The 26,423-nt window shown below is 46.2% G+C and carries 20 protein-coding genes and 1 pseudogene; 8 read left to right on the plus strand and 13 right to left on the minus strand.

Features of this window, described 5'->3' with window-relative positions; translation table 11 throughout:
• The first annotated feature begins 425 nt into the window (after positions 1-425).
• Together rne and J4N39_RS09905 are read left to right on the plus strand one after the other, a co-directional pair.
• On the plus strand, positions 426-3,410 hold the full coding sequence (rne, locus tag J4N39_RS09900; RefSeq protein ID WP_252018673.1) for a ribonuclease E: 2,985 nt from the start codon (positions 426-428) through the stop codon (positions 3,408-3,410).
• Positions 3,411-3,759: 349 nt separating this feature from the next.
• Positions 3,760-5,319 (plus strand): SulP family inorganic anion transporter, encoded by a 1,560-nt coding sequence (locus tag J4N39_RS09905; RefSeq protein ID WP_252018675.1) that lies wholly within the window; start codon positions 3,760-3,762, stop codon positions 5,317-5,319.
• Between the two features lie 59 nt (positions 5,320-5,378).
• Here J4N39_RS09905 and J4N39_RS09910 read toward each other — a convergent pair whose 3' ends face one another.
• Positions 5,379-5,831 (minus strand): low molecular weight protein-tyrosine-phosphatase, encoded by a 453-nt coding sequence (locus J4N39_RS09910; RefSeq protein ID WP_252018677.1) that lies wholly within the window; start codon positions 5,829-5,831, stop codon positions 5,379-5,381.
• A 78-nt stretch (positions 5,832-5,909) separates the two neighbouring features.
• Between J4N39_RS09910 and cobO the strand changes: the two genes are divergently transcribed.
• Entirely contained in the window at positions 5,910-6,527 is a 618-nt protein-coding gene (gene cobO, locus J4N39_RS09915) for a cob(I)yrinic acid a,c-diamide adenosyltransferase (RefSeq protein ID WP_252018679.1), read from the plus strand.
• Between the two features lie 84 nt (positions 6,528-6,611).
• Here the strand turns inward: cobO and J4N39_RS09920 are convergent, their stop codons facing one another.
• The 6 genes and pseudogenes from J4N39_RS09920 to apbC form a co-directional block, all read right to left on the minus strand.
• On the minus strand, positions 6,612-6,977 hold the full coding sequence (locus tag J4N39_RS09920; RefSeq protein ID WP_252023696.1) for a nuclear transport factor 2 family protein: 366 nt from the start codon (positions 6,975-6,977) through the stop codon (positions 6,612-6,614).
• A gap of 93 nt (positions 6,978-7,070) precedes the next feature.
• Positions 7,071-7,529, minus strand: a pseudogene (locus J4N39_RS09925) (GNAT family N-acetyltransferase); the annotation flags it as partial.
• Positions 7,444-8,037 (minus strand): DJ-1/PfpI family protein, encoded by a 594-nt coding sequence (locus tag J4N39_RS09930; RefSeq protein WP_252018681.1) that lies wholly within the window; start codon positions 8,035-8,037, stop codon positions 7,444-7,446. The pseudogene J4N39_RS09925 and the gene J4N39_RS09930, both read right to left, overlap by 86 nt.
• Positions 8,038-8,086: 49 nt before the next feature.
• Positions 8,087-10,219 carry an AsmA family protein gene (locus J4N39_RS09935; RefSeq protein WP_252018683.1) on the minus strand — a complete coding sequence of 711 codons (2,133 nt, stop codon included), beginning with the start codon at positions 10,217-10,219 and terminating at the stop codon, positions 8,087-8,089.
• Between the two features lie 112 nt (positions 10,220-10,331).
• Entirely contained in the window at positions 10,332-10,973 is a 642-nt protein-coding gene (gene udk, locus J4N39_RS09940) for a uridine kinase (RefSeq protein ID WP_252018685.1), read from the minus strand.
• 173 nt (positions 10,974-11,146) lie between these two features.
• Complete coding sequence (gene apbC / locus J4N39_RS09945) at positions 11,147-12,220, minus strand: iron-sulfur cluster carrier protein ApbC (protein WP_252018688.1); 1,074 nt, start codon at positions 12,218-12,220, stop codon at positions 11,147-11,149.
• Positions 12,221-12,384: 164 nt separating this feature from the next.
• On the opposite strand from apbC, the gene metG reads away from it, so the two are divergent.
• Both metG and J4N39_RS09955 read left to right on the plus strand, forming a co-directional pair.
• Positions 12,385-14,445 carry a methionine--tRNA ligase gene (gene metG, locus J4N39_RS09950; protein WP_252018690.1) on the plus strand — a complete coding sequence of 687 codons (2,061 nt, stop codon included), beginning with the start codon at positions 12,385-12,387 and terminating at the stop codon, positions 14,443-14,445.
• A 242-nt stretch (positions 14,446-14,687) separates the two neighbouring features.
• Positions 14,688-15,494 carry a hypothetical protein gene (locus J4N39_RS09955; protein WP_252018692.1) on the plus strand — a complete coding sequence of 269 codons (807 nt, stop codon included), beginning with the start codon at positions 14,688-14,690 and terminating at the stop codon, positions 15,492-15,494.
• Between the two features lie 204 nt (positions 15,495-15,698).
• On the opposite strand, the gene fadR is transcribed toward J4N39_RS09955, so the two are convergent.
• Positions 15,699-16,538 (minus strand): fatty acid metabolism transcriptional regulator FadR, encoded by an 840-nt coding sequence (fadR, locus tag J4N39_RS09960; RefSeq protein WP_252023698.1) that lies wholly within the window; start codon positions 16,536-16,538, stop codon positions 15,699-15,701.
• Between the two features lie 640 nt (positions 16,539-17,178).
• Between fadR and nhaB the strand changes: the two genes are divergently transcribed.
• Positions 17,179-18,771: a Na(+)/H(+) antiporter NhaB gene (gene nhaB, locus J4N39_RS09965; protein WP_252018694.1), complete on the plus strand. Its 1,593-nt coding sequence runs from the start codon at positions 17,179-17,181 to the stop codon at positions 18,769-18,771.
• Positions 18,772-18,849: 78 nt separating this feature from the next.
• Positions 18,850-19,371 carry a disulfide bond formation protein DsbB gene (gene dsbB, locus J4N39_RS09970; protein WP_252018696.1) on the plus strand — a complete coding sequence of 174 codons (522 nt, stop codon included), beginning with the start codon at positions 18,850-18,852 and terminating at the stop codon, positions 19,369-19,371.
• 67 nt (positions 19,372-19,438) lie between these two features.
• Here dsbB and J4N39_RS09975 read toward each other — a convergent pair whose 3' ends face one another.
• A complete protein-coding gene (locus J4N39_RS09975) occupies positions 19,439-20,044 on the minus strand; it encodes a YecA/YgfB family protein (RefSeq protein ID WP_252018698.1) in 606 nt (201 codons plus the stop codon).
• 127 nt (positions 20,045-20,171) lie between these two features.
• Here J4N39_RS09975 and dusC point away from each other — a divergent pair, with 127 nt between their 5' ends.
• Positions 20,172-21,128 (plus strand): tRNA dihydrouridine(16) synthase DusC, encoded by a 957-nt coding sequence (gene dusC / locus J4N39_RS09980; protein WP_252018701.1) that lies wholly within the window; start codon positions 20,172-20,174, stop codon positions 21,126-21,128.
• Here the strand turns inward: dusC and J4N39_RS09985 are convergent.
• The 4 genes from J4N39_RS09985 to J4N39_RS10000 form a co-directional block, all read right to left on the minus strand.
• Positions 21,117-22,574 carry a GGDEF domain-containing protein gene (locus tag J4N39_RS09985; protein WP_252018712.1) on the minus strand — a complete coding sequence of 486 codons (1,458 nt, stop codon included), beginning with the start codon at positions 22,572-22,574 and terminating at the stop codon, positions 21,117-21,119. The two genes, dusC and J4N39_RS09985, sit on opposite strands and share 12 nt — an antisense overlap.
• Positions 22,575-22,704: 130 nt before the next feature.
• Positions 22,705-24,561 carry a maltodextrin glucosidase gene (gene malZ, locus J4N39_RS09990; protein WP_252018714.1) on the minus strand — a complete coding sequence of 619 codons (1,857 nt, stop codon included), beginning with the start codon at positions 24,559-24,561 and terminating at the stop codon, positions 22,705-22,707.
• Between the two features lie 110 nt (positions 24,562-24,671).
• The gene (locus J4N39_RS09995; protein ID WP_252018716.1) at positions 24,672-25,466 is read right to left on the minus strand and encodes an ABC transporter ATP-binding protein; all 795 of its coding nucleotides are present in this window, start codon (positions 25,464-25,466) and stop codon (positions 24,672-24,674) included.
• Positions 25,463-26,389 (minus strand): ABC transporter permease, encoded by a 927-nt coding sequence (locus tag J4N39_RS10000; protein WP_252018718.1) that lies wholly within the window; start codon positions 26,387-26,389, stop codon positions 25,463-25,465. The genes J4N39_RS09995 and J4N39_RS10000 overlap by 4 nt, the downstream gene beginning before the upstream one ends.
• Positions 26,390-26,423 lie beyond the last annotated feature (34 nt).

Consider the following 26,423-nt stretch of genomic DNA (forward strand, 5'->3'; position numbering starts at 1 on the left):
GCGATAATAACTTGCGCAAACCGTGCTTTTTTCACCACAAATCGATAATGCTGATTGCCGTGTTTTCATAGCACTGCTATAGTTCACTGCTGTAATCGCTCAATTGTTTAATTTTTGTACATTAATCATTGAGTGACCAACACTAGCAATATGAGTAGAAGACTTCTCAACCTCTATGCCGCAATTGGCGTAAGACATACAGGCAGAAGTATCAAATGTCGCTCTACTCACCTTACCCAAGAAGAGTTTTACCGCTAAAAAATGCGGGTCACGTCATTAAGGTGATGTGACTACTGAGTGTCCGCGAGCATCCCTTCCAGCCGCGACGGTTGCAATTGTAAAACCATGGGATCTGACATCTGGGCAAGTTGCTAGGCGACAGTTGAAAAAGAAAATAACGATAAAGACAACGAGATTTATTCAAAATGAAAAGAATGTTAATCAACGCGACTCAAAAAGAAGAGTTGCGTGTCGCTTTGGTCGACGGCCAGCGACTTTTCGATCTAGATATCGAAAGTCCAGGCCATGAGTCGAAGAAAGCGAATATCTACAAAGGACGTATCACCCGTATCGAACCAAGCTTGGAAGCAGCTTTCGTAGATTACGGTGCAGAACGCCACGGTTTCCTGCCTCTTAAAGAAATTGCCAAAGACTACTTCCCTGAAGGTTACACCTATCAAGGCCGCCCAAGCATTAAAGAAGTGCTGAAAGAAGGCCAAGAGGTGATCATTCAGGTAGAAAAAGAAGAACGTGGCAACAAAGGTGCGGCACTGACCACCTTTATTTCTCTAGCAGGTAGCTACCTTGTTCTGATGCCTAACAATCCTCGTGCTGGTGGTATTTCTCGCCGTATCGAAGGTGATGAGCGTACTCAACTAAAAGCTGCACTTAGCACGCTTGAACTGCCACAAGGTATGGGCCTAATCGTTCGTACTGCCGGTGTTGGTAAAAGCGCTGAAGAGCTAGAGTGGGACTTGAATGTACTTCTAAACCATTGGAGTGCAATCAAAGAAGCGTCTGACTCTAATCCTGCTCCGTTCCTTATCCACCAAGAAAGTAACGTTATTGTTCGCGCAATTCGTGACTACTTGCGTCGTGATATCGGTGAAATCCTAATCGATAGCAACACCATATTTGATCGTGCTAAACAGCACATCCAATTGGTGCGTCCTGACTTCATCAACCGTGTTAAAAAATACGACGGTGAAGTGCCACTATTTAGCCACTACCAAATCGAAAGCCAGATCGAATCTGCGTTCCAGCGTGAAGTTCGCCTGCCTTCAGGTGGCTCAATTGTTATCGACCCAACAGAAGCATTGACCTCTATCGATATCAACTCTGCTCGTGCAACTAAGGGCGGTGATATTGAAGAGACAGCACTCAACACTAACCTTGAAGCGGCGGACGAAATTGCACGTCAATTGCGCCTTCGTGACCTAGGTGGTCTAGTGGTTATCGACTTCATCGATATGACGCCAGTTCGTCACCAGCGTGAAGTAGAAAACCGCCTACGCGAAGCAGTGCGTATGGACCGTGCACGTGTGCAGATCGGCCGTATCTCTCGCTTTGGTCTTCTTGAGATGTCTCGTCAGCGTTTGAGCCCTTCTCTAGCGGAAGCAAGCCACCATATCTGTCCTCGCTGTAGCGGTACAGGTGTTGTACGTGACAATGAATCTCTAGCGCTATCAGTGCTTCGTCTTATCGAAGAAGAAGCGCTAAAAGACAATACCTCGCAAGTACTTGCTGTGGTTCCTGTCTCTATCGCTTCTTACCTGCTTAACGAAAAGCGTCGCTCTATCAACCACATTGAGAAAGCTCAAGGCGTTAAGCTAACTATCGTTCCTAACTCAGACATGGAAACACCTCATTTTGAAGTGATCCGTGTTCGTGACGGTGAAGAGCAAGATCTTCTTTCATACCTACTTCCTAAGAAGCTAGACGCTATGAAAGAAGCTGAAGCGAAAGAAGTGCCAGAAACAGATATCAAACCTAAGAAACTTGAAGAGCCTGCTCTGCAAGGGTTTGCTGCACCAGCGCAGAATGCTCCAGCCCCTGCGCCAAAAGCTGCACCAGCACCAGTGAAAGAAGCGAAAGCACCTGAAGTTGCACAAGCATCTCAACCAGGCATTATTGGTCGATTCTTTAAGGCATTAGGCAGCTTCCTATTCGGTTCTGGTGAAGAAGCGAAGAAAGAAGAAGAGAAAAAAGAGCAAGAAGCGAAGCCACGCCGCAACGATCGTCAACGCCGCGACCGTAAAGATCAGCGTGACAACCGCCGCCGTTCTAACAACCGTAATAAAACTCAACGCAACGACCGTAATGATCGTCGTCGTAATGACGAACGTCGTAACGATGAGAGCCAAGTAGAGAACAAGCGTAACAAGGCAGCTGAAAGCTCACAAAACCGTAACGACAAGCGTCGTCAAAACCGTAAGTCGAAAGACCAAGCGGAGAAGCAAGACCAAACCAATTCCAAACTAATGGAAAAAGGTAAGCAACTTGCTCAAGACGCACAAACCACAGACAAGCCAGCGAAGTCTGAGAAGAAGGCTGAGCAAGTTAAAGAACGTCGTCAACGCCGTAAGCTGAACAAGCAAGTACGTGTTAAAGACCAACAAGCGAAGAAAGACGCCGAAGTTAAGCAGGAGCTAGAAACGGCTCAAGCACCGGTTGAACAAGTAGCCAAAGCAGAAGGTGAAGAACAGCAGCAACGTCGTAGTCGCCGTTCTCCACGTCACCTACGTGCGAATGGTCAACGTCGTCGCCGCGGTCGTGACCGTCGCCCTAACCCGTTCCGCCTACGTAAAGGTGGTGTTGCCTCTCCAGAGATGGCAATGGGTAAAGTAATGCCTAAGTACGACCTTCCGAAACCTAAAGCCGCTAAACCTAAGAAGCAGCATGAGGTGAAAGAAGAAGTCGCAGTAGAAGTAACACCGATTCTAAGCGGTTTTGCTTGTCCTGAAATGGCGATGGGCAAAGTGATCGTGCGTCGTGAAGAAGCGCAAGCACCAGTGGTTAACGAAACTTTCGTTGAAGCGGTTGCTGAAGCGGTTGTAGACGCCGTGGTTGAAGTGCCAGAACTTGAGCAAGCAGAATCAGTTCAAGTTGTCTCAGCGCCAGTGGAAGCAACAGAGACTGTTGAAGCTCAACCTGAACAAACGCCTACTGTTGAAGCACAGCCTGTAGCAGAAGAGCAAGCACCAGTGGCTGCTCAAGAAGCGCCGCAAGCTAAGCCTTCATACAAAGGCCACGCATCAGCAGCTATGGCTAGTGCACCTGGTACTAACCAGTTTAAAGAGATCGAAGTGATTGCAGCGCCGTTCCGTGAAGAGCGCATGCAACCAATCGGTGCTGGTAGTCAATCAGCACGCTCTCAAGCAGGTTCAGCGATGTCGAGCACACTAAGCTAAGTTATCGCTTACCCTTAAATACAAAGCCGCATCAGATGATGCGGCTTTTTTGTTGTTCACCAATAATTACCCCAAGTTTGTTGCGCAGCCCTGAAAGAAGATTGAACTTCTTCACACTTTTAGGTAGCATGCGCCAGCTTGCATCTTATTGACTGCATAACAATACTTACAAGGAATCATCTCATGAATGGATTCTATTATTCATAAATTTGAATAATAGCGAGTTTATGCTGACTCTTGTATATGAGTAACCAAGAGGTTACTTTGCCGAGCATTGCGCACTTATCTAAAACAGTTTACTCAGCCAATGCATCGATACATCCATCTATTAACTTATTGACTGAGAACAATGTTCGAATTTCCACAGTTTTCTAATCACTCAGTAAAAAATGACGTTCTGTCAGGCCTTACTGTTGCACTTGCTTTGGTGCCAGAAGCGGTCGCTTTTGCTTTCGTTGCTGGTGTAGACCCTATGGTTGGCCTATACGCAGCTTTCATTGTTGGCCTAATCACCTCAATTTTTGGTGGTCGCCCAGGCATGATTTCGGGTGCGACTGGCGCAATGGCAGTTGTCATGACAAGCCTTGTACTTAGCCACGGTATTCAATACCTGTTCGCCGCAGTTTTACTTGCAGGCCTTCTACAGATCGCCGCCGGTATCTTCAAGCTGGGTAAATTTATCCGCATGGTGCCGCACCCAGTAATGATCGGCTTTGTTAACGGCTTGGCGATTGTGATCTTCTTAGCTCAGCTCGGTCAATTTAAAGCCCCTGATCTAAGTGGTGCATTGACTTGGTTGCCGCAAGACCAAATGCTGCTCATGCTGGGCCTTGTAGCGCTGACAATGGGTATCATTCACTTCTTACCTAAGTTCACCACTGCGGTACCGTCATCACTGGTTGCTATCGTAACGGTAACCCTACTGGTTCAGGTGCTTGGTCTTGATACTCGTACCGTTGTAGACTTCCTGCGCGCCATGTCTGGTGACGAAGCTGCAACACTTGCAGGTAGCCTGCCAACCTTCTCGATTCCAAGCGTGCCAGTCACCCTAGAGACACTACAAGTTATCTTGCCTTACGCTATTATTCTTGCAGCGATTGGTTTGATTGAATCACTGCTAACTCTGACCGTTGTTGATGAAATGACGAATACCCGTGGTCAATCCAACCGCGAGTGTGTCGGCCAGGGTTTCGCCAACGTGACATGTTCAATGTTTGGTGCAATGGGTGGTTGTGCGATGATCGGTCAGTCAATGATCAACGTAAACTCAGGCGGTCGTGGTCGACTATCGGGCATCGTTGCTGCAGTAATGCTACTGGTATTTATCTTATTTGCATCAAGCCTAATCGAGATGATCCCACTGGCTGCACTGGTTGGCGTAATGTTCATGGTAGTTATCGGTACGTTTGAATGGGCAACCTTCAAACTTGCACGTCGTGTACCTAAGCAAGATTTCTTTGTTATCGTGCTGGTGACGGTAGTCACCGTATTTACGGACCTTGCGGTTGCAGTTATGGTCGGTGTTATCGCTTCTGCGCTTATGTTTGCTTGGGAACACGCCAAGCACATCTACGCAAGCAGCCACATCAACGAAGAAGGCTCAAAAGAGTACCACATCAATGGCCCAGTATTCTTCGGTTCAGCCGCTAACTTCCTAGAGCTGTTTGACGCTGCAAATGATCCGCAAGATGTGATTGTTGATTTTGCGAAATCGCGTGTGACTGACCACTCAGCAATTGAGGCGATTGAAACGCTAGCTGAGCGCTATAGTGCGGTAGGTAAAACACTTCATCTACGTCACTTGAGCCAAGACTGCCGTGCGCTACTGCACAAAGCAGGTAGCCTAGTTGAAATCAACGTAAAAGAAGATCCGAGCTACAAAGTTGCAACGGATATTCTCGCTGGCTAACTCAATGTGATTGAATAGTACTGATAAAAAACCCAAGTGTTGACGCACTTGGGTTTTATCTATTTTAGGGCTTCGATAACACCTTGGCTGGCGTCTTCAATCAGGTCTAATACCAGCTCGAACCCTTTATCACCACCATAATAAGGATCGGGAATTTCCTCCGTCACCCCTTCACCAAAACTTAAAAACAGTTTCACCTTATGAGCCAAATGGTCAGGGCATTGGCGTAAAAGATCGTCTAAGTTGCTTCTATCTGCGGCCAAAACCAAATCAAACTGCTCAAAGTCCTGACTCTCTACTTGTCTAGCATAAATGCCTTTAAAACTATAGCCACGCTTCTCCCCTGCCGCTCTTGAGCGGCTGTCTGGCCTTTCCCCTACGTGGTAAGCCCCTGTTCCTGCAGAATCGACACGGATATCGGCCCCCGCTTGAGCAACTTTCGCTCGGAGAACTGCTTCTGCAGTTGGCGAGCGGCAAATGTTACCTAAACAAACCACTAATACCTTTTTCACCTGAATTCCTTATGGTTTTTACCAGACACTGTTTCAGCTATCATAAATGCTATCAAATCAAGAATAAAAGGGATTCCCGTGTCAGCCGATCACGATTCAAATAAAACACAGCAAGACCGCCACAAGGCTCGCCAACAAAAAGTCAAAGAAAAGGTCGACGAGAAAATCGCTCAGGCGCAAGAAGTCAAAGGCTTACTTCTTGTCATCACAGGTAACGGTAAGGGCAAGTCCACCTCGGGTTTCGGTACTGTCTGCCGAGCGGTTGGACATGGCTTAAAGTGTTCTGTCGCTCAGTTTATCAAAGGCACCTGGGATAACGGTGAACGTAACCTACTGGAAAAGCTAGGGGTTGAATTTCAGGTGATGGCGACAGGATTTACTTGGGAGACTCAAAACAAGCAAGCCGATACCGATGCAGCGCAACAAGTTTGGCAAGAGTGTAAACGTATGCTGCAAGACGAATCCATCGATGTGGTGTTATTTGATGAGCTCACCTACATGGTGAGCTATGGCTATATTGAGCTTGCGGAAGTGTTAGAAGCACTCAAAAATAGACCAAAGATGCAGTCCGTGATCATCACCGGACGCGGTGCTCACCGAGAAATTACTGAGTTGGCTGATACCGTATCTGAAGTTCGTAATGTTAAGCACGCTTTTGAAAATGGTGTGAAAGCACTTAAAGGTGTGGACTGGTAATTCTCTCCATTGAAAATGACGAAAGCTGGCGTTAATGCCAGCTTTTCTTTATTAAACCTACACCTAAGAGCATAGACGAGTCCACTAGCGAATCGGGACCACCCAGTCACTTCGCCACTCAGCCGCGGCATAGTTCTCCGGCCAATACTCTGTTTGGTGCACGATCTTCCCAGACTGAACTCGATGAAAGGTGACCGCTCGATCTTTTCTTACCCCATCACTGATGGCCACATCCGTCACCACCTCATCGCCTTGAACAACCATTCGTTCGATTCGAAAGCTCCACAATCCTTGCGCTGGGTATTGTTGATTGATTTCAATGAAATTGCGTTTGCCACAAATACGCTCGTTCGTCAGTGGCCAATCAATCTCAACCGTATCGGAGAGCCAAGATGAGGCCAACTCGAAATCATTGCTTTGCATAGCCTGCCAATACGCATCAACAGTCATCTTGGCATCAAGTACACCACTGACTGGGTAAATGAATATTGGCAGCCTTCTTCCTGCTGGCGTGGAGTCATACCAACTCACTTGGTGGCAGCCTAAATTTAGGTAGAAGCCTTTGGCACTGGTATCAGCAATAATAGTGATTAGCTCGATCTGATGCGCTTTCAATTGCTCTGTAAGGTGTTCCCATATCTGACGACCAAAGCCTTGTCTCTTGCGCGAAGGAGCTACCCAGCAGTCTTCAAGTTCTGCCTGAGTCTCTTCGGTGAGCGTCCAAGAATAGCAGGCCAATAGCTCATCACCTTGTTCCAGCAACCAAAAATGGAGTCGTTCTAAATCTTGTTCGGTAATAGTCAGTTGAGGCTGCCACATATCGAGCCACTCTTGTGGGTAGTCCCAACTCGCCTTTGACGCCATGATTAATCGGTTGATGTCATCGAGATCGACAGCTTTTGCCTCTCGCCACACGTTACTGCTCATTACTATTTTCCTTTGGATCTTGCTGCCAACGATATTCCATTTGAAGTGCGGTGCTTTTCGCAATCGAAGCACCATAATACTTTTCAACCAAGTGCAAGCTAAGATCAATCCCGGCCGATATCCCACCGGAAGAGTAGCCAAACTCGCCATTGACCCAGCGTAGGTCAGGAAGCACTTCAAGGTCTGGGAACATGTTCGCCAGATCCACTTGGTCTTCCCAATGCGTTGTCACCTGCATGTTTTGATAACGTTTTGCTTTAGCCAGCAAAAATGCCCCCGTACAGATCGATACCAGTTGAGTTGCACGTACTTGCGCCAACCATTCGATCACAGGGATATTGTTTAGCATTTCGGTATGTACACCCCCCACCACAACCAGCAGATCCAGTTTTGGGTGATTGGCAATATCATAATGAGGAAGCACTTGCATACCGCCACGAGCAACCACAGGCTGAGTGCTTTCGGCGATGAAGAAAACTTGGGGAGGGTTAGTAAGAAATCGACCCGCGGTCGAGAACACTTCAAAAGGGCCACTAAAATCGAGCACTTCTGCGTCTGGGTAGATAAATATTCCAATATTCATAGCAATCCTTGCCGTGAAAAAATGGCGCTCATGTTGAGCGCCATTACCATTAGTTAAATAGGCCTTTCAGTAATTGATCGGCAATTTCTTTAGTCTTTTCGTCATTTCCTAGCTTGTCACCAATAACGCGTTTAAGGCCACGCTCTGCTTCTTGCTTGGCTTTTTGCTTAAGAATGTCGTCAAATACAGGCTTGAACTCTGGTGCAGCCCAACTGCCGCTGATCTGCACAGGTATGGTCAAATCCTTAAGGTCATCAATACTCTTACCACCTTGGCCTTCCAACGAGCCAACGACTGAGGTTCGAATCAGCATATCGACGGTTTCCGCTACATAGTTCGCTTGACCTGAACCGCTAATGCGAAGCAGTGGTGATTCCAACTTAAGATCGTTGGTTTTCATTACCCCTTTCGACAAGTTCATGGTGGCGGACATAGCGCTGAAATCGGTTTTCTTCGCTTCTTGGGACTCTTCAACCGGCTGACCAGTAACTCGCGCATAACCGTTGCGTAGCACTTGAGCGACATTCACCCCATGAACTGCACCGTCAGCGAAGTTAATCACCACTTTGCCCGCCAGGTTCTTCTTAAGCTCTGTTGGTTTTAGAGACTGACCTTTGACATCAACGTCAATGTTGCCTGTGCCATCTACCATATCAAACTCAGCAACATCTACCAGCAGTGGGTGTACTTGCACGCCTTTGATTTTCTTCTTAACGCTATACGTTGCAGGTGACTTACGAGCATCCAATTTACCGCTAGCGGCAATCGTGCCTTCATAGAGCGAAGCACTGAACTTGTTCAAAGTCGCAACACCTCGATTAACGCTAAACTCTGTCGTTACCGCAGCCACTTTTGCATTCGCCGCCTTAAACTTATCGATAACGATAGCACCTTTGACGTCTAGACCTTTTAGTGCACTAAGATCCGGCTCCACTTCAGCGACAGGTGCTGTTTGTGTCTCGCCACCTTGTGATGGCTCGTTGGTACTCGCCGTTTGAGTGCTGCTTTGATTAAGCCCCAAGAACTCATCCAAATCGATGTTAGGACTATGCAGATTAAAACGAACTTTCGGGATATCCCCTAGCGTCACATCCGCTTTGCCGTCAAACTCCAACCTGTTCGCCGTCAACTTCTCAAGATTGAAAGCTAAGTGCTGTTTGGTTAAGTCAAAGCTTAGTGCGGACGCCATGTCCACTTTCATCGGCGATTGCGGCAGCGCATCACCTTGTAAGTTGGCATCCAATACTAAATCCGTCAGTTTGGCTAAGCTAAATGCTTTGTCGATAGTCAATTGAGTGCTGGCTTTAGCCTGCAAAGTCAAATCAGATACCACACCGTTAAGCTCAAATTCGAGCTGATTCGGCGCATCAAAGTTTAGACTCGCCAAGGCAACTTTTGCCTTTTCAATCGTGTTGGTAGCATCTTGATAAGTTGCATCAAACTCTACATTGCGTAACTCGTAACCGCTGAGCGCTGCCAGTAGTTTGAATTCTGCCTTACCTTGAGCACTAAATTGCTGCGTAGCACCTTGAGACGTCAGCTTGCCTTTAGTATCAAACTGCGCCGCTGCCCACTTTTCAAACGCAAACTCAGACAAAGTGAAGTTCATGTCATACAGTGTCGTCTCGCTACCCGCTTGATTATCTAATACCGAAAGCTTAGCGTTGCTTACTTTAATGCCCGCAAGGGAGATCGACCATGCGTCGCTCGAACTGCTAGTTTCACTACTGCTCTCTTGCTGGGGTGATTGCTGCGCTGTTTGTGCAGGCTCCGAAGGCTGCTCAGCCTGAGCTTGAGTTAATGCATCAAGGTTGCTCGTACCATCTTTACGAGTCTCAAGAGCAAATTGAGCACCATCTAAAATCACTTCGCCTATCACTAACTGCTGGTCAAACAGCGGAGAAACTTCTACCGATAGCGCTACTTGCTCAACACTCAACATGTTTTCAGAGCTGAAGCCTTGGGGGTTCTTGAGTTGAGTTTGGCCTAAGTTAAACCCAAGCGTTGGGAAAAACTGCCAGCCGATATCCCCATCAATAACCAACTCTAAGCCAGTCTGCTGTTTGGCTTGGTCAACAATCAGAGGTTTAAATTGATTTGGATTAATGAAGAGCACCAAGGCAACAATAGCCACCAGCACCAAAGCAAATAGTGAACCGACTATCCACAGCAGCTTTTTCATGATTAAGTCCTTTAAGCAATCTATCTAAGTATTAATCAGATACTTATAGCAAAAGTGGCGCATATAGCGCCACTTTTCATACGATTAAATTTTTAATTACCAAGCGATTGACTTACGCTTTAAGCAATTTAGCGATGTGCGCTTTTAACACATCGATTGCAATACGGTTTTTACCACCACGTGGAACAATGATGTCTGCGTACTGTTTTGATGGTTCGATAAACTGCATAAACATCGGGCGAACCGTCTCTTGGTACTGTTTTAGCACTGAGTCCATAGTACGGCCGCGCTCTTCTACGTCACGCTTAACACGACGAAGCAGACAGATATCTAATGGAGTATCCATAAAGATGGTTGCGTGCATTAAATCACGAAGACGCGGATCAGTTAGCAGCAAGATACCTTCTAAAATGATCACCTTTTTCGGTGTTAGAGTGGTGGTGGTATCGGTACGCGTGTGCTCGCTGTAGCTGTACTCTGGAACTTCTACTGCTTCCCCTTTCATTAACTGCTCTAGGTGTTCACACAGTAAATCGTGGTCCAGTGCATTTGGGTGGTCGTAGTTCGTTTTTACACGCTCTTCCATGCTCAAGTCACTTTGATCGTTGTAGTAACAATCTTCGGTGATCACACCAATGTGATCATCTCCAACTTTAGCGCGTAGCTCGTTGTAGATAGTGCTTGCGATTAGGCTCTTTCCAGAAGCAGAAGCGCCAGCAATTCCTACGATGACGCATTGATTATTATTAGACATGTTAAGTGCCCTGAGACTATGTGGTGGCTAGAAATAGATAAACCGCTCAATTATAGGGTTATCCCGAGTCCGATACTAGTAAAGTATGGCCCAAATACGTTCAACAGTTGAAAGCTTAAGCAGTTTCTTATTCAAATCATGAATGAGAAACTGCTTGTGATTAGCGCAAACGTTTACTCAACCGCCATGATATCGATCTGTTTTGGCTTGGCTTTGCCTTGCCAGAAAATTTGACTAGAGATTTGAGAGGCTAAATTGAGATAAAGCTGAGTATGTTCGCTATCAGGCCTTGCCACTACCGTTGGCTTACCGGCATCAATATCTTCTCTTACCTGGATGTGAAGTGGCAGTTGAGCCAACAACGGCAAGCCATACTCTTTTGCCATCTCAACGGCGCCGCCACTACCAAATATTGCTTCATGATGGCCACAGTTAGAGCAAATGTGATAGCTCATATTTTCGATAACCCCTGCTACTGGCACATCCACTTTTTGTAGCATCGCAGCCCCTTTTCTTGCATCTGCCAATGCCAAGTCTTGAGGCGTTGACACAACCGCTGCCGTCGTGACCGGGATCTGTTGTGACAGAGTCAATTGAATATCGCCCGTGCCCGGAGGCATATCTATAACTAGATAATCTAAGTCGGGCCAGCGGGTCTCATTGAGTAACTGAGAAAGTGCTTTAGACGCCATTGGGCCACGCCAAATTGCCGCCTCATTTTTGTCAACCAGATAGCCCACTGAGTTGGTGACTACTCCATGGGCTTCAACTGGTTGCATCCAGCGATCTTCGAACACTTGCGGAGTTTGATCTTGACTACCAAGCATCAATGGAATGGACGGGCCATAAATGTCAGCATCTAATATGCCAACTTTCGTACCGAGGGCGCTTAACGCCAGCGCAAGGTTCACCGAGGTTGTTGACTTGCCTACCCCACCTTTTGCAGAGGTCACAGCAATGATGTTTTTCACTCCAGCGACCGTCGCTGCCACCGTGGTTTGCATAGATGCGATATCATGGTCAATTTGATACTCAAACCGAGCAACACCTTGAACAAACTGACTTTCTAACCATGCCGACAAGCTAGTTTCAAGCTCAAGTGCAACAAAAGGAAATTCAATTTTCACCACACCAGAGGCAAGCACCGACACAACACCGGGGGTTGACGCCCACTGTTCAATCAGTTGCGAGTGAGTGAACTGATTTAACCACTGACAAATATCTTGTTTTGACTCAAATTGCTGCATATACCCTCCAAGGCCAATCACTTGATCCTAACACTTGGTTTTCTCAATCAGAACCCCAAAATAAAAAGGGATAAAAGCCCTGCACTCCCTTGGAGTCCTTACCTTCATGCGGTAGTATTGACGGCTAAGTTTTTAATACCTATCTAGTAAAGCGAATTATAAGTATGGCAACTGATCCAAGAAAATTGCTCGTCACTTGTGCCCTTCCGTACGCTAACGGTTCTATCCACCTTGGTCATATGCTTGAGCATATCCAAGCGGATATTTGGGTTCGATACCAGCGCCTACGTGGCAACACAGTAAACTTTGTTTGTGCAGACGATGCTCACGGCACTCCAATCATGCTTAAAGCACAACAGATGGGTATTACGCCAGAAGAGATGATCGCAGCTGTGAGCGAAGAGCATCAAAAAGACTTCTCAGGCTTCGATATCAGCTTTGATAATTACCACAGCACACACTCAGAAGAGAACCGTGAGCTAGCGTCACACATCTACCTAGAGCTGAAAAAGAATGGCTTTATTTCAAGCCGCACTATCTCTCAGTTGTTTGACCCAGAAAAAGAGATGTTCCTGCCAGACCGTTTTGTAAAAGGCACTTGCCCGAAGTGTAAGTCTGAAGACCAGTACGGTGACAACTGTGATAACTGTGGTGAGACCTACAGCCCAACAGAACTGATCAACCCGAAATCTGCAGTTTCTGGCGCAACTCCAGTAATGAAAGATTCTGAGCACTTCTTCTTTGACCTGCCTCAGTTTGAAAGCATGCTGCAAGAGTGGACTCGCTCTGGCTCGCTTCAATCTGAAACTGCAAACAAGATGCAAGAGTGGTTCGAATCTGGCCTGCAGCAGTGGGATATCTCTCGCGATGCGCCTTACTTCGGTTTTGAGATCCCAGGTGAAGAAAATAAATTCTTCTACGTATGGCTAGATGCACCCGTTGGCTACATGGCTTCATTCAAGAACCTATGTGCAAAACGTGACGATCTAGACTTTGATGAGTACTGGAAGAAAGACAGCACAACTGAGCTATACCACTTCATTGGTAAAGACATCGTTTACTTCCACAGCCTATTCTGGCCAGCAATGCTAGAAGGCGCAGGTTTCCGTAAGCCAAACAACGTGTTTGTGCACGGCTACGTAACCGTAAACGGCGCTAAGATGTCTAAGTCAAAAGGCACCTTCATCAAGGCAGCGACTTACCTAGATCACCTAGATCCTGAATGTCTGCGTTACTACTACGCAGCTAAGCTAAACAGCCGTATCGATGATCTTGACCTTAACCTTGAAGACTTCACTCAGCGTGTAAACTCTGACGTAGTTAACAAGATCGTTAACCTTGCATCTCGTAACGCAGGTTTCATCACTAAGCGCTTCGAAGGTAAGCTATCAGCTAACTTTGCTGAACCTGAGCTCTACAACGAGTTTGTCGCAGCGGCTGATCGCATTGCAGAGCTTTACGAAACTCGTGAGTTTGGCCGTGCTATCCGTGAGATCACAGCACTTGCAGACAAAGCTAACCAATACGTTGATGAAAAAGCACCGTGGGTTGTTGCGAAAGAAGAAGGCAAAGACCAAGAGCTACAAGATATCTGTTCTGTCGGTATCAACCTGTTCCGTGTTCTTATGGCTTACCTAAAACCAGTAATGCCAGCACTTGCTGAGCGCACTGAAGCCTTCCTAAACGAAGAGCTTACTTGGGAAGGTGTAGCGAAGCCTCTAGTTGACCAAGAGATCACTAAGTTCAAGGCGCTATTTAATCGTATCGATCCTAAGAAAGTCGAAGCGATGGTTGAAGCTTCTAAAGCCGATGCAGAAGCTGAAATGGCAGCAAAAGCAAAAGCGGAAGAAGAGAAGAACAAGGCAAGCCAAACCGAGCTGGATAAAGATCCAATCGCAGAAGAGATTGAATTCGATGCATTCGCAGCCGTTGATATGCGTATCGCTCGCATCATCTCTTGTGAGGAAGTGCCAAAGGCCAACAAGCTGCTTAAGTTCCAACTAGATATCGGCGGTGAAACTCGTCAGGTATTCTCGGGTATTAAGTCGGCATACAAGCCTGAAGAGCTAGAGGGCAAGCTAACGGTAATGGTAGCGAACCTAAAACCTCGTAAGATGAAGTTCGGTATGTCTGAAGGCATGATCCTAGCCGCAGGCCCTGGTGGTAGCGATCTTTGGATCCTTGAGCCACACGAAGGTGCACAGCCGGGTATGCGTGTGATGTAAGAATTCGGTAATCGGTAATCGGTAATCGGTAATCGGTAATCGGTAATCGGTAATCGGAATTTAAAGCCACTTATGGAGACATAAGTGGCTTTTTTGCATCTTGTTGGTGCATAACGCACCAGAAGATAACACTTTAGGGGTAGTAACATGTCTTAATTTATTGAAATTTAAGGCTTTCTTGGTTGGCACTGAACCTGCAGGAAGATATTGGTCACTCAGATGTTGTACTAAAGGAGAAGGCTATGTTTGTACTTATCAGTATCGCCATATTATTGGCGTGTTTATGGCTTCTATACCGATCCTCTAGCAATCAGGCAAATATCAATCAGCGCAAATACCACCAGCTGAATCAACTACGTAATTTAATCGTTTTTTGCCGCGAGCACCGAGCGATTAGTCATCAGATCAAACGACAAGACAATATTGGTAGCCATTCGCAACTCAAAAAAATGAAGCATATTGAGTCCAATATTCGTATTCAGCTCGATGAAATGTGCCGTAATGCCTTAAAAGAAAACCGCCAGCTGTTTCGAATCTACGCCCAACATGTGGAAGAGCTACTTCAAGAGTGGCAAACCATGAGCATTGAACGTAACCAAGTAGCGCATGGTAAGGTGGTGCGACACTCTATGTATCTTATCGACGAGTTGGTCATTACTTGGATCATACAAACTGGCAGTTCGGAAGAAGAGGTGTATCAAAAGAGTTGGCACATGGTGATTGATGGCATGGACACCTTAACCCAATTTCGCATTGCCATTGCCAATAAAGATGTCGGGAAACTGCTCCGCACCGCAGACATGCTTGGCCGTCGCTTGACCAAGCTTAATATTCTATCTGGAGCACCGATAGAAAGACCAACACACACCTCAATTCAAAGCCAGCTTGACCATTGCACTGACGCAAACATCAGTGATGAACGTCGCTACGATCTTGCCAGTGACATTTCTGCTGAGCTCTTCCACCACTACGACAACGTGGTTAACAACGTCTGTGAGAGCTTGTACCAACCTCTCCCAGAACCACAGTATTCATACCAATGCCACTAATTATCTGATCAGTCTAGCTTGTCCATATTTCCTCTAGCGGCGTCAGAAATCATATCCCTAGTCCTTGCTAGGCATAAGATTTCTTCCTTGCTAGAGAAAATCTGTCCAGCGCTTTACAAAATCACATAATCAGTAGCATTGGTATCACTGGTAAAAAATAAGCCCGCTTAAAAGCGGGCTCATTCAAATAGAAATCAATACTGATTAGGAATCATCTTCCGTAAAGTCTTGTGGTAGCGTGGTTTTTAGTTGATTCCAAATCTGACCACTTTCAATACCGTACTGACGGATAAGTACTGGTAGAGCATCACGCTGGCCGTTAGCACACACTTCACGTAGATCACGGTAGAACTGAAGCGCCAACTGGCGAGCTTCATCGCTAGAGAAGTAGTAACTACCCACTCGGTCATAAAGCTTTTTCACGCCATTGAAAATCAGACCGTAGATTTGATTTCCAGAGTGGAAAGCGAGACGCTGGAACAACATGTAATCGTAAAAGTTAAACGTCTTAGCGATCAAAGCAGCTTGACGCTTGGATTCATCTTTCTCGCTATCATCTTTTACGTTCTGTTTGATCTTCTCTTTATAAGGAGACGCTTCAACAAAAGCATCCCAGCTTTCAGCTGCTAGCAGTTGCTCACATGATTCCAGCACACCATCAATGGTCTTCAGTGATACATCTTGATTAGACTTAAATGCATAGCGCATAAAGATCGGACTGATATTGGTTCGTGCCGCAAGCAAATCTTCAACAATGCTGGTTGCGTTTTCGGCATCAAGCGTCATTAGCGTATCAAGAATATGCAGGCCAGAAGTCTCCATAAACTGGTTTACTTTGGTTGGCTTACCGTGTTGGATCGTCAACCAACCATCACGCGCCAAACGCTGCAGTACTTCACGCAGTGTAGTACGCGTCACACCAATAAGTTCTGAAAGCTCTCGCTCCGCAGGTAGAATTGAGCCCGGTGGGAAACGCCCTTTCCAAATGCTCTCAATAATATATTTCTCAGCAAAACCTGCTGGGCTTTTTGCCTTTATAACCATGAATTCTATGACCCGTTGGGTTTCGATATACAAAATTGCACTCATCATACCACTGAAAAGCCAATTGCGGAAATCTCGCCTCACAAGATTATCAACAACAAACAAATTAATCTTTGTAATTAAGTGGTTATATGACAGTTTTGAGTCCAACGTGAATTATGTCGCACTTTTCAACTTTCGCAACATTTGAACAACCTAAGATTTCATACGCTCCTTTGGTTAATTATTACGGTATAAGTAATACAATTTTCAAAATTTAACCGGAAAATTTCAAAAATAAATTATTAAAAACATAGCATTACAGAATAGTTTTCAAAACGCTACCATATGTAACAAAATGTAATCTCGTGTATTTTTATTCATCAGTTACGACTGCAAACTATCGTCTATTTCAAACTTTCATCGAAGCAATAACATTTAGCTATTGACTATATGTTAGGTAGGAGTAGAGTTGCGGTCGAATTAAGGAGTGCTTGTCTGCTCAGGGAAGAACATGGCATGTCAATTCATTGTTGATCTGATTCGTTGCCATTCTATGTCCTTTTTTGTTTGTTAGACAGTTTGGAGAAAACTTTAGATTTCTCTAAACAGGGAAGTAGACACACTCGTAGTGTCAATTTTTACAAAAAAGAGCTAAATCATGCCGAAAACTCTCGGAAGTGCGTTCATTAAGAACTTTCTAGGGAAAGCCCCTGACTGGTATAAAGTCGCTATTATTGCTTTCCTAATTATCAACCCAATCGTTTTTTTCTTTGTCAGCCCTTTTGCTGCAGGTTGGTTACTCGTTATTGAGTTTATCTTCACCCTAGCAATGGCCCTAAAATGTTACCCTTTGCAACCTGGTGGTCTGCTTGCCATCGAAGCCGTTGCGATTGGAATGACCTCTCCAGACCAAGTCAAACATGAACTTGTTGCCAATATCGAAGTATTACTACTACTGATCTTTATGGTCGCTGGTATCTACTTCATGAAACAGCTTTTACTGTTTATCTTCACTAAAATACTGCTAGGTGTACGCTCTAAAGCGATGCTATCTGTTGCTTTCTGTGCAGCAGCCGCTTTTCTTTCTGCTTTCCTTGACGCACTGACTGTAATCGCTGTTGTGATCAGCGTTGCTGTTGGCTTCTATGCTATTTACCACAAAGTAGTTTCAGGCAAAGGCTCTAACGCCAACCACGACCACACCAGTGATGACCACTTAAACGAAGTAACTCGTGAAGACCTTGAAGATTACCGCGCATTCTTGCGTTCTCTGCTTATGCACGCAGGTGTAGGTACAGCACTTGGTGGTGTAATGACTATGGTAGGTGAACCTCAAAACCTAATCATTGCTGACCAAGCACACTGGATGTTTGGCGAGTTCATTCTTCGTATGTTGCCAGTCACCCTACCCGTGCTGTTCTGTGGTTTGATCACCACCGTTCTCGTCGAGAAAACTAAGATTTGTGGTTACGGTGCTGAGCTACCTGCCAGTGTTCGAAAAATCCTTGAAGATTACGACCAAGAAGAGAAGAAGCGCCGTACTAAGCAAGACGTCGCTAAGCTTGTTATTCAAGCCGTGATTGCAGTTTGGCTAATCGTCGGCCTAGCTTTGCACCTTGCAGCGGTTGGCCTGATCGGTCTTTCGGTGATTATTTTGGCGACGGCATTTACTGGCGTTATCGAAGAACACTCACTAGGTAAGGCATTTGAAGAAGCCCTACCATTTACAGCCCTATTGGCGGTGTTCTTTGCTGTTGTTGCTGTAATTATCGACCAACACTTGTTTAAGCCTGTGATCGATGCGGTATTGAGCCTTGAAGGTGATCAGCAAATGATCATGTTCTACATCGCCAACGGCCTGCTTTCAATGGTGTCGGACAACGTATTTGTTGGTACGGTTTACATCAACGAAGTGAAGTTGGCACTGACTGAAGGTGTGATTAATCGCGACCAATTCGACCTACTTGCGGTAGCAATCAATACAGGTACTAACCTGCCGTCTGTTGCCACTCCAAATGGTCAAGCCGCATTCCTATTCTTATTAACCTCAGCGCTTGCGCCATTGATTCGTCTATCTTACGGTCGCATGGTAATTATGGCTCTGCCATATACCGTGGTATTGGCGACTGTTGGTCTATTTGGTATCGCATTCCTACTCGAACCAATGACCGCCATGTTCTACGACATGGGCTGGTTAGTACATCACTCTGATAAAGTTATCGAGGCCGCAACATCGGCTCACGGTCACTAAAAAGTGATTGAATAGAGAACTAATTCAAGTTAAAAAGCTCTGAGTAATCAGGGCTTTTCTTTTTAATAGGTAACCATTTTGCATTTCTTGTACCCACTAAAACAGTTTTCAACCTCGCGATGGTCTTGGTTTGCGCTATTTTTGGCCATTGCAGCACTTGAGTTGACCGCTTTGTATTTTCAACACGTAATGATGCTAGCGCCTTGTGTCATGTGTATTTATGAACGAGTTGCGATGGCTGGCGTTGGTATTGCGGCCTTGGTTGGTTTAGCCAAACCAAGTAATCCAATTCTTCGTTGGGCGGGTTTTGCAGGTTGGGGCTTTAGTGCCTATCGTGGACTAATGTTGTCTCTAGAACATGTAGACTATCAGTTCAATCCATCACCATTTAAAACCTGTGATATTTTTGTCTCCTTCCCTGATTGGGCACCACTGCACAAGTGGATGCCAAACGTATTCAACGCTTACGGAGACTGTAGCAAGGTAGTTTGGGAATTTATTGGGCTATCAATGCCACAATGGCTAGTGGTTATCTTTGCGGGCATGCTAGTGGCGTTAGTACCGTTTGTGTTGGCACAGTTTTCAAAGCCAGCTAAATAACTAAGCGTCTTGACCTAGAATGTTCCAACCTTTGTGTTGGAACATTCCTTAGCGCTCGAAGTCGGCTTTATTTGCCACAACACTGCTTAAATTTCTTACCGCTCTCACATGGGCAAGGGTCATTGCGACCAATATCTTTGTACGGGTTAACACTTTGAGCTTGTGCGCCGCTCATCAGCTCATCGCCCGCTAACGCCACTTCATTGACCATCAAATCAATCTGACCCACGAGGTCTTCAAGCTGTGGTAACTCTTCCATCCCTGCTTGACGCATCTGCTCATGAGTTTGCTCTTGATCGATTGACAGCATAAAGGTTGTCAGCAGCGCCTGAAGCATGCGAAGAGTACCATCGCTAATAGAGAACTCTTGCCACTGCTCCTCAATAGTCGGCCAGACTTGCATAAAGCCCTCAGCAAGATCAGCCAACTTATCTCGGTCTTCACCCACTAGTGCCAGCAACGAGTAATCCCCTGTTTTCAGTGCTGCATACTGAGCATGGATTTGCTGCTCAACCGCTTGAATCAACTCTTTGTCCATTGACTGAGCCATTGGCTCTAGCCAAGTTTCAACTTTCAAAGGCTTAGCGGCAAAGTTGGCAGCAAGAACTGCACCTTCCAAAAATTCTGCACTTTCAAAGGACCACTGTTCTTGAGAAGTAAGGATCTGATACATAGTGTCTGCTTTATCTTTAACGTCGGATAATTGGGCGCTACTTTACCACAACCATGCAAAATGCATAACGTGACATTTTTGCCCATCCGCTCTACAATTCCGCCTCGAATTTTTGAGGCGATGTAATATGCAGTTAGTTTTGGGCCCGATGGAGGGCGTACTTGACCACTTGATGCGCGAACTTCTCAGCGAGATCAATGACTACGACCTGTGTGTCACTGAGTTCGTCCGAGTTGTCGACCAACTCTTGCCTGATCACGTATTTACACGCCTTTGTCCCGAACTCGAGCAAGGTAGTCAAACTCGTGCTGGTACGCCTGTCCATATCCAACTATTGGGTCAAGACCCACACTGGCTGGCCGAAAATGCCAATCGCTGTGTTGATCTCGGCACCAAAGGCATCGACCTGAACTTCGGTTGCCCAGCCAAAAACGTCAATAAAAGCCGCGGCGGCGCAGTGCTGCTCAAAGAGCCTGAACTGATCCACCAGCTGATCGCTAGCGTTAGAGAGTCGGTGCCAAAGCATATTCCCGTCACCGCTAAAATTCGATTAGGCTGGGAAAACCCAGAAGATTGCTACGAGATTGTTGACGCTGTCGAGTCAGCCGGAGCTAGCGGTCTAACCATACACGCACGCACCAAACTTGGTGGCTACAAAGCCAGTGAGATTAAGTGGGAATACATCGGAGAGGTAGCCAAACGTTGCCACATACCGCTTACCGCTAATGGTGAAATCTGGAACTATCAAGATGGCCAGCGCTGCATGCAAGTAACGGGTGTGAATTCTCTTATGGTATGCCGAGGCGCATTCAACGTACCAAACCTTGGCAACATGGTTAAGCACAACGCCCCTGCCATGCCTTGGCATGAAGTCGTCGCTCTACTGGTAAGGTACTCTCAATACGAGATTAAAGGGGATAAAGGGTTGTACTACCCCAATCGTGTCAAGCAATGGTTTGCTTACCTAAGAAACCATTACCCACAAGCAATGGAGCTGTTTCGCGAGATCCGCACCTTCAATAAAGCAGCACCTATCGTCGAGCGCTTGCAGCGTGCTCATGACGAACTACTGTTACCAAACTAGTTGGTCCTTGCCATTATTCTTCGCGCGGTAGAGTCGATTATCTGCCGCCTTTAATAACTTTTCCAAATCCGCATCAAGTGCATCTGCAGCAACACTGATCCCGCCAGAAGTGGTGAAACCCTGCTCAATCACTTGATAGGACTGTTTTGTCACTTGTGCATGAATATCGGTCGCTAACTGGTTAAGCTGTTTGCGAGTGGGGGCGTTAAGGATCACAACGAACTCTTCGCCGCCAAATCGTGCCACGACAGACTCCGGGTTGATGTTTTCCAGCAAGTTTTTTGCAACAAAACGAATGACTTCATCACCACAATCATGCCCCATGCTGTCGTTGATAAGCTTGAAGTTATCAATATCAATCAGCATTACACCGATATGTTGAGTTCGTGGACGTTCCTGCCACGCCTTTTCCAAACCACGTCGGTTGAGTATCCCTGTCAGTGGGTCTAAGTAAGCCATCTTCTGAAAATGATCTTTTTCTAGCTTCGAGTTCACTGACTTCAAGAACAAAATCACCATCAGGTACATGACAAATATCAGCAATAGTCCGTATTTCTCTTGCTCAAAGTAATAGTGAAACTCTCGCTCCCAATCTAAGGAGTAGTACAACTCATGGTTGGTCATCAGGCCATCAATTTTGATATCCCTGCGCCAAATTATGCTTGTTTGCTTGTCTAACGCACGATGTTCCCGCAGACCGACTTCTCGATGGAGTAAACTTACCTGCCCAAGCAGCTCAAATAGGTTAAGGTCGATAGACAATATCCCCTGATGCTCTCCACCTCGATAAACGGCCGTCACCAAACTCAACACTTGCTCTCCCAAAACATCAGAATGACTCGGCCCTTCTAAGTCGATCAGGGTACGAAACTGGGTCGTCGTAAACCAATAGGGACTTTGCATCTGCATATCAAACTGGGACTTATTGAGTTGGCGAGCGTACCCGCCTGGAGAAGAGACGACATAACCCGCTCTATCGATGTAACGAGTTCGTGCAATATTTGGGTCGATATCGTTGAGAAAAGAAAGCAGTGGTGCAAGCGAGAGCTTCTCGCCAATTTCTCGGCTATTATCAGCTTCCAAGCAAAACTTCGCTTCAGATTTGATCAAGTAATCGATATTGATGGCAGGAATATTATCTTGCTTCTCTTTTACCCGCACATAAGCCTCTGTCGGCTCTATGCTACACAGGCCTTCGCTTAACTCAAATCGATGGGCGAAGTTAAGCTCCGTTCTAGCCGCCAACTGATTGCTCAGATTATAATCTAATGCAGAGACGACTTTCGCCGCCCTAACTAATGCTTGTTCTACTCGATGAAATTCATCAAAGACGTGATCTTTTGCTCGAAACCAGTACACCGTGGTGATAACTGCCAAACTAATCAACGCCAGTAAGGTTGGGATCACAAAGGTCACTCGAGAATTGAAATAGGAAGCTGTTAGCATGATTAAATCTGGACTTGACTCTCATTGTCTTTAAGCAAAAAAGTCCAGAACGCAATGACGATCTGGACCTAAGTGGAAGAATTCTATAATGGATTGACTGACAATGCGAATAATCTATTAAGAATTATTATCACCTCTCAACACTGAATATCACGGCGCTTTTGGCGGCCAAAACCACTTTGCACTCACCCTCACTGATTTCATTACGATCAACACTTTCCGTAACAGTGTGCAGCTTTGAGACCAGCTCACCTTGTTCAAAGCCAACTTTCCACAGCGGTATGGTTAGAGGTTTCGTAGCTTGATCTAAGTTCAGAGCAATAAAGGTGACGTCATCACCAATTTGTCTTGCAAATACCCAAGCACTCTCATCTAAGTGCAAGGTGACCAAGGACCCAGATTGAAGCGAGAGGGATTCGTTTCTCAATTTAGCCAAAGAGGTAAAGAAGGGCTGCCACGACGTTTTGCCCACCAGATCCCACGGGAAACAGCGACGATTATCAGGGTCCTGTCCACCTTCCAAACCCACTTCTGTTCCGTAATACAAACACGGGACGCCCAAGTAGCTAAACAGCAATACGGACGCAACTTTCATCAAAGCTTCGTCACCTTGCAGCAAGGTTAGCAGCCTAGCGGTATCGTGGCTGTCCAATTGGTTGAGTTGGCTGAGCTGATTTTCAAATGGCACTTTGGCTTTGGCTTCCATGAGCCAATCCACGAACTCAACCACGTCGATATCAATTGGATCGTAAGCGATATCTTGTTTAGCAAACAGAGCTCGCATCGGGTGGGCAAAGCCGTAATAGTTCATCGCACCATCTTCTTGCTCCCCTTGAAGCCATTGACTCGCTTCGAAGAAGTGCTCGCCAAGCACATAAGCCTGAGGGTTCTCTTCCTTGGTCGCATTACGAAAGGCTTTCACATAGTGAGCGTTGTTGGTAGCTCCTTCACCTTCGCCTAGCATGTGAATGACATCAAAACGCCAACCATCGACATTGTAAGGTGGTCGTAACCAATGACGAATCACCGCATCTTCGCTTCTGTAGATGTAATCTTTCACTTCATCGTTGTTAAAATTCAGCACTGGGAGGTTTTGAACCCCTTTCCAACCGGTGTAATTTTGGCTATCCCCTTCAAAGAAATAGTAATTGCGATAAGGTGAATTGGTATTGTGGAAGGCACCATCATGAGTATTACCAGACTTATCAAACCACGGGTGCTCGGATGAGGTGTGGTTAAACACCGCATCTAGCACAATCATCATTCCCCGTTGGTGAACTTGTTCACACAAGGTGGCAAACAAAGCATTGTCACCAAAATGCGGGTCAACGTTGAAGTAATCCGTAGTGTCATACTTGTGATTGCTTAACGAGGCAAAAATTGGGTTGAGGTATAGGGTCGTGACACCGATCGACTGTAAATAGTCCAGCTTGTCTAATACGCCTTGCAAGTCACCGCCATAAAACTCACAGCCACCAGTATTGGTATGATCACCGACAGGCTCGCCCCACACTTTTGCCACCACGGGTTTGGTGCCGCCTTTGAGTGAATACTCACCATCTTTAACACTGATCGATGGGTCACCATTGCAAAAACGCTCAGGAAACACTTGATAGAAGACTTGCTCTTTTACCCACGCTGGCGGGCGATGAACGGCATTGAACTTGAAGTGATACTCTTTGCCCGGCATACGACGGCTAACACCCCGGTCATCAAGCCAAAACTGCTGCTTATTACCAGTCACCTTGAATACGTAGTGAGTGATGTCTCGATCAGGGTTGATGGGGAAACTGGCTTGCCATAAACATAAACGCCCCTCCCTTTGAACCAGTGTCATATCAACCAGTTCTTCTTCATTATCTGGTTCGTGACGAAGTTGAACTTTATAGTCGTCTAGTTGTTCAGTTTTCAAGGTAACGGTCAAGATACCTTTGTCGAGTATCAGTCCATCGCTCGCTTGCGAGTGAAATAGGAATGGGGTGTTCATAGTTGTTATTCTCTTGTAGGGTTTTCTCCAGTCTAGAAAAGGTTTAAGCAAAAAAAATCCCCCTTGCGAGCAAGAGGGATGGGTGAGTTTTGGGGCGTAGGACGATAAAGCTAGTTAAGTAATAAACTGTCGTCAGCCAGTTCTTCTCCACGCACTTTGGAAAACATCTCAAGTAGATCGGGCACTTGCATATTGGCACGTTCATCACCTGCCACATCCAGTACGATTTCTCCTTGGTGCAACATGACAGTTCGATCACCGCAAGCTAATGCATCTTTCATTGAGTGAGTCACCATCATGACGGTCAGATTAAACTCCTGAACGATCTTTTTGGTCAAATCGATAATAAATGCCGCCATTCGTGGGTCGAGTGCGGCGGTGTGTTCATCTAGTAGCAATAACTTACTGTCTGATAAGGTTGCCATCACCAAACTCACCGCTTGGCGTTGACCACCAGATAGCAAGCCAATGCTATCGCCGAGTCGGTCTTCTAAGCCCAGCCCTAGAATACTTATCCGCTCTTGGAACAACTCACGACGTTTACTTGAAAGAGACAGGCTCCAACCACGTTTTTTACCACGCATATAGGCCAATGCCATGTTCTCTTCTATGGTCAAATCACCACAAGTGCCTGCCAATGGGTCTTGAAAGACTCGCGCACACTGTGACGCACGCTTGTCTACACTCCATTGGGTCATATCGGTATCGTCGATAAGCACCTTGCCGCCCGCCATTGGAGTTTCACCTGTTACCGCACCAAGCAGTGTAGATTTACCTGCACCATTAGAGCCTATCACTGTCAAAAACTGATGCTCAGGAACCGTAAGGTCAACACCTCTAAGTGCTCGGTTTTCTAGGATAGTGCCAGCATTGAAGGTCACTTGAATATCTTCTAAATGGATCATGCGACCTCCTTATTTGATGCTTTGGCTTTTGACGCTTTTAAACCTTGCTTGGCTTTCAAACGCCCTTTCATTTTCGGAGCAACTAATGCAAGTGCCACGAGAACCGCCGTGACCAAGTTAAGATCTGATGCTTGTAGACCAAACATGCCTGAACTTAAGGCAAAAGCGACAGCAAGGCGATAGAGTACAGAGCCGAGAATAACCGCAACCACGGCCACCCAGATCTTGCGCCCTGGGATCAAGGTTTGGCCGAGTATGACTGCCGCAAGACCGACAACAATAGTACCAACACCCGAGGTGACATCCGCAAAGCTGTTAGTTTGAGCAAACAGTGCACCAGCAAAACCAACAAAACCGTTCGACAGCGCCAAACAGAAGTAGGTATAGAAAGCCGTGCTTGCGCCCTGCGCTGCCACCATGCGTGCATTCACACCTGTCGCTCGCATGCCCAATCCAAAATCACTGTTAAGTAAGCGCACAATGAAAATCGCTGAGATCAGCACCAGTACCGCCACCACCAATGGGCGGATATACATGGAGTCACCTAAAGCTTCAAACGGGGTCAAGATAGTATCCTCCCCGAGCAGCGCCATATTAGGACGCCCCATGATGCGGATGTTCACCGAGAAAGCGGCGATCATAGTGAGAATCGAGGCGAGCAAATGCAGTATGCCACAACGAACACTCAAAAAAGCCGTCACCCAGCCAGTCGCAGCCCCCGCCAAAATAGCCAACATCGTAGCTATCCATGGGTTAATGCCAGCAACAATCGCCGTCGCAGCCACGGCGGCCCCCATAGGGAAACTTCCGTCAACACTCAGGTCGGGGAAATCTAAAACACGAAACGTTAGGTAGACACCTAACGCTACGAGGCCATAAATAAGGCCAATTTCTAATGCGCCAAAGAAGGCGAAAGCAGACATAACAACTCCTTTTTCTGCTTTTTTGGGGAAGGAC

This window comes from Vibrio sp. SCSIO 43136, from assembly GCF_023716565.1.
Classification (GTDB): Bacteria; Pseudomonadota; Gammaproteobacteria; order Enterobacterales; family Vibrionaceae; genus Vibrio.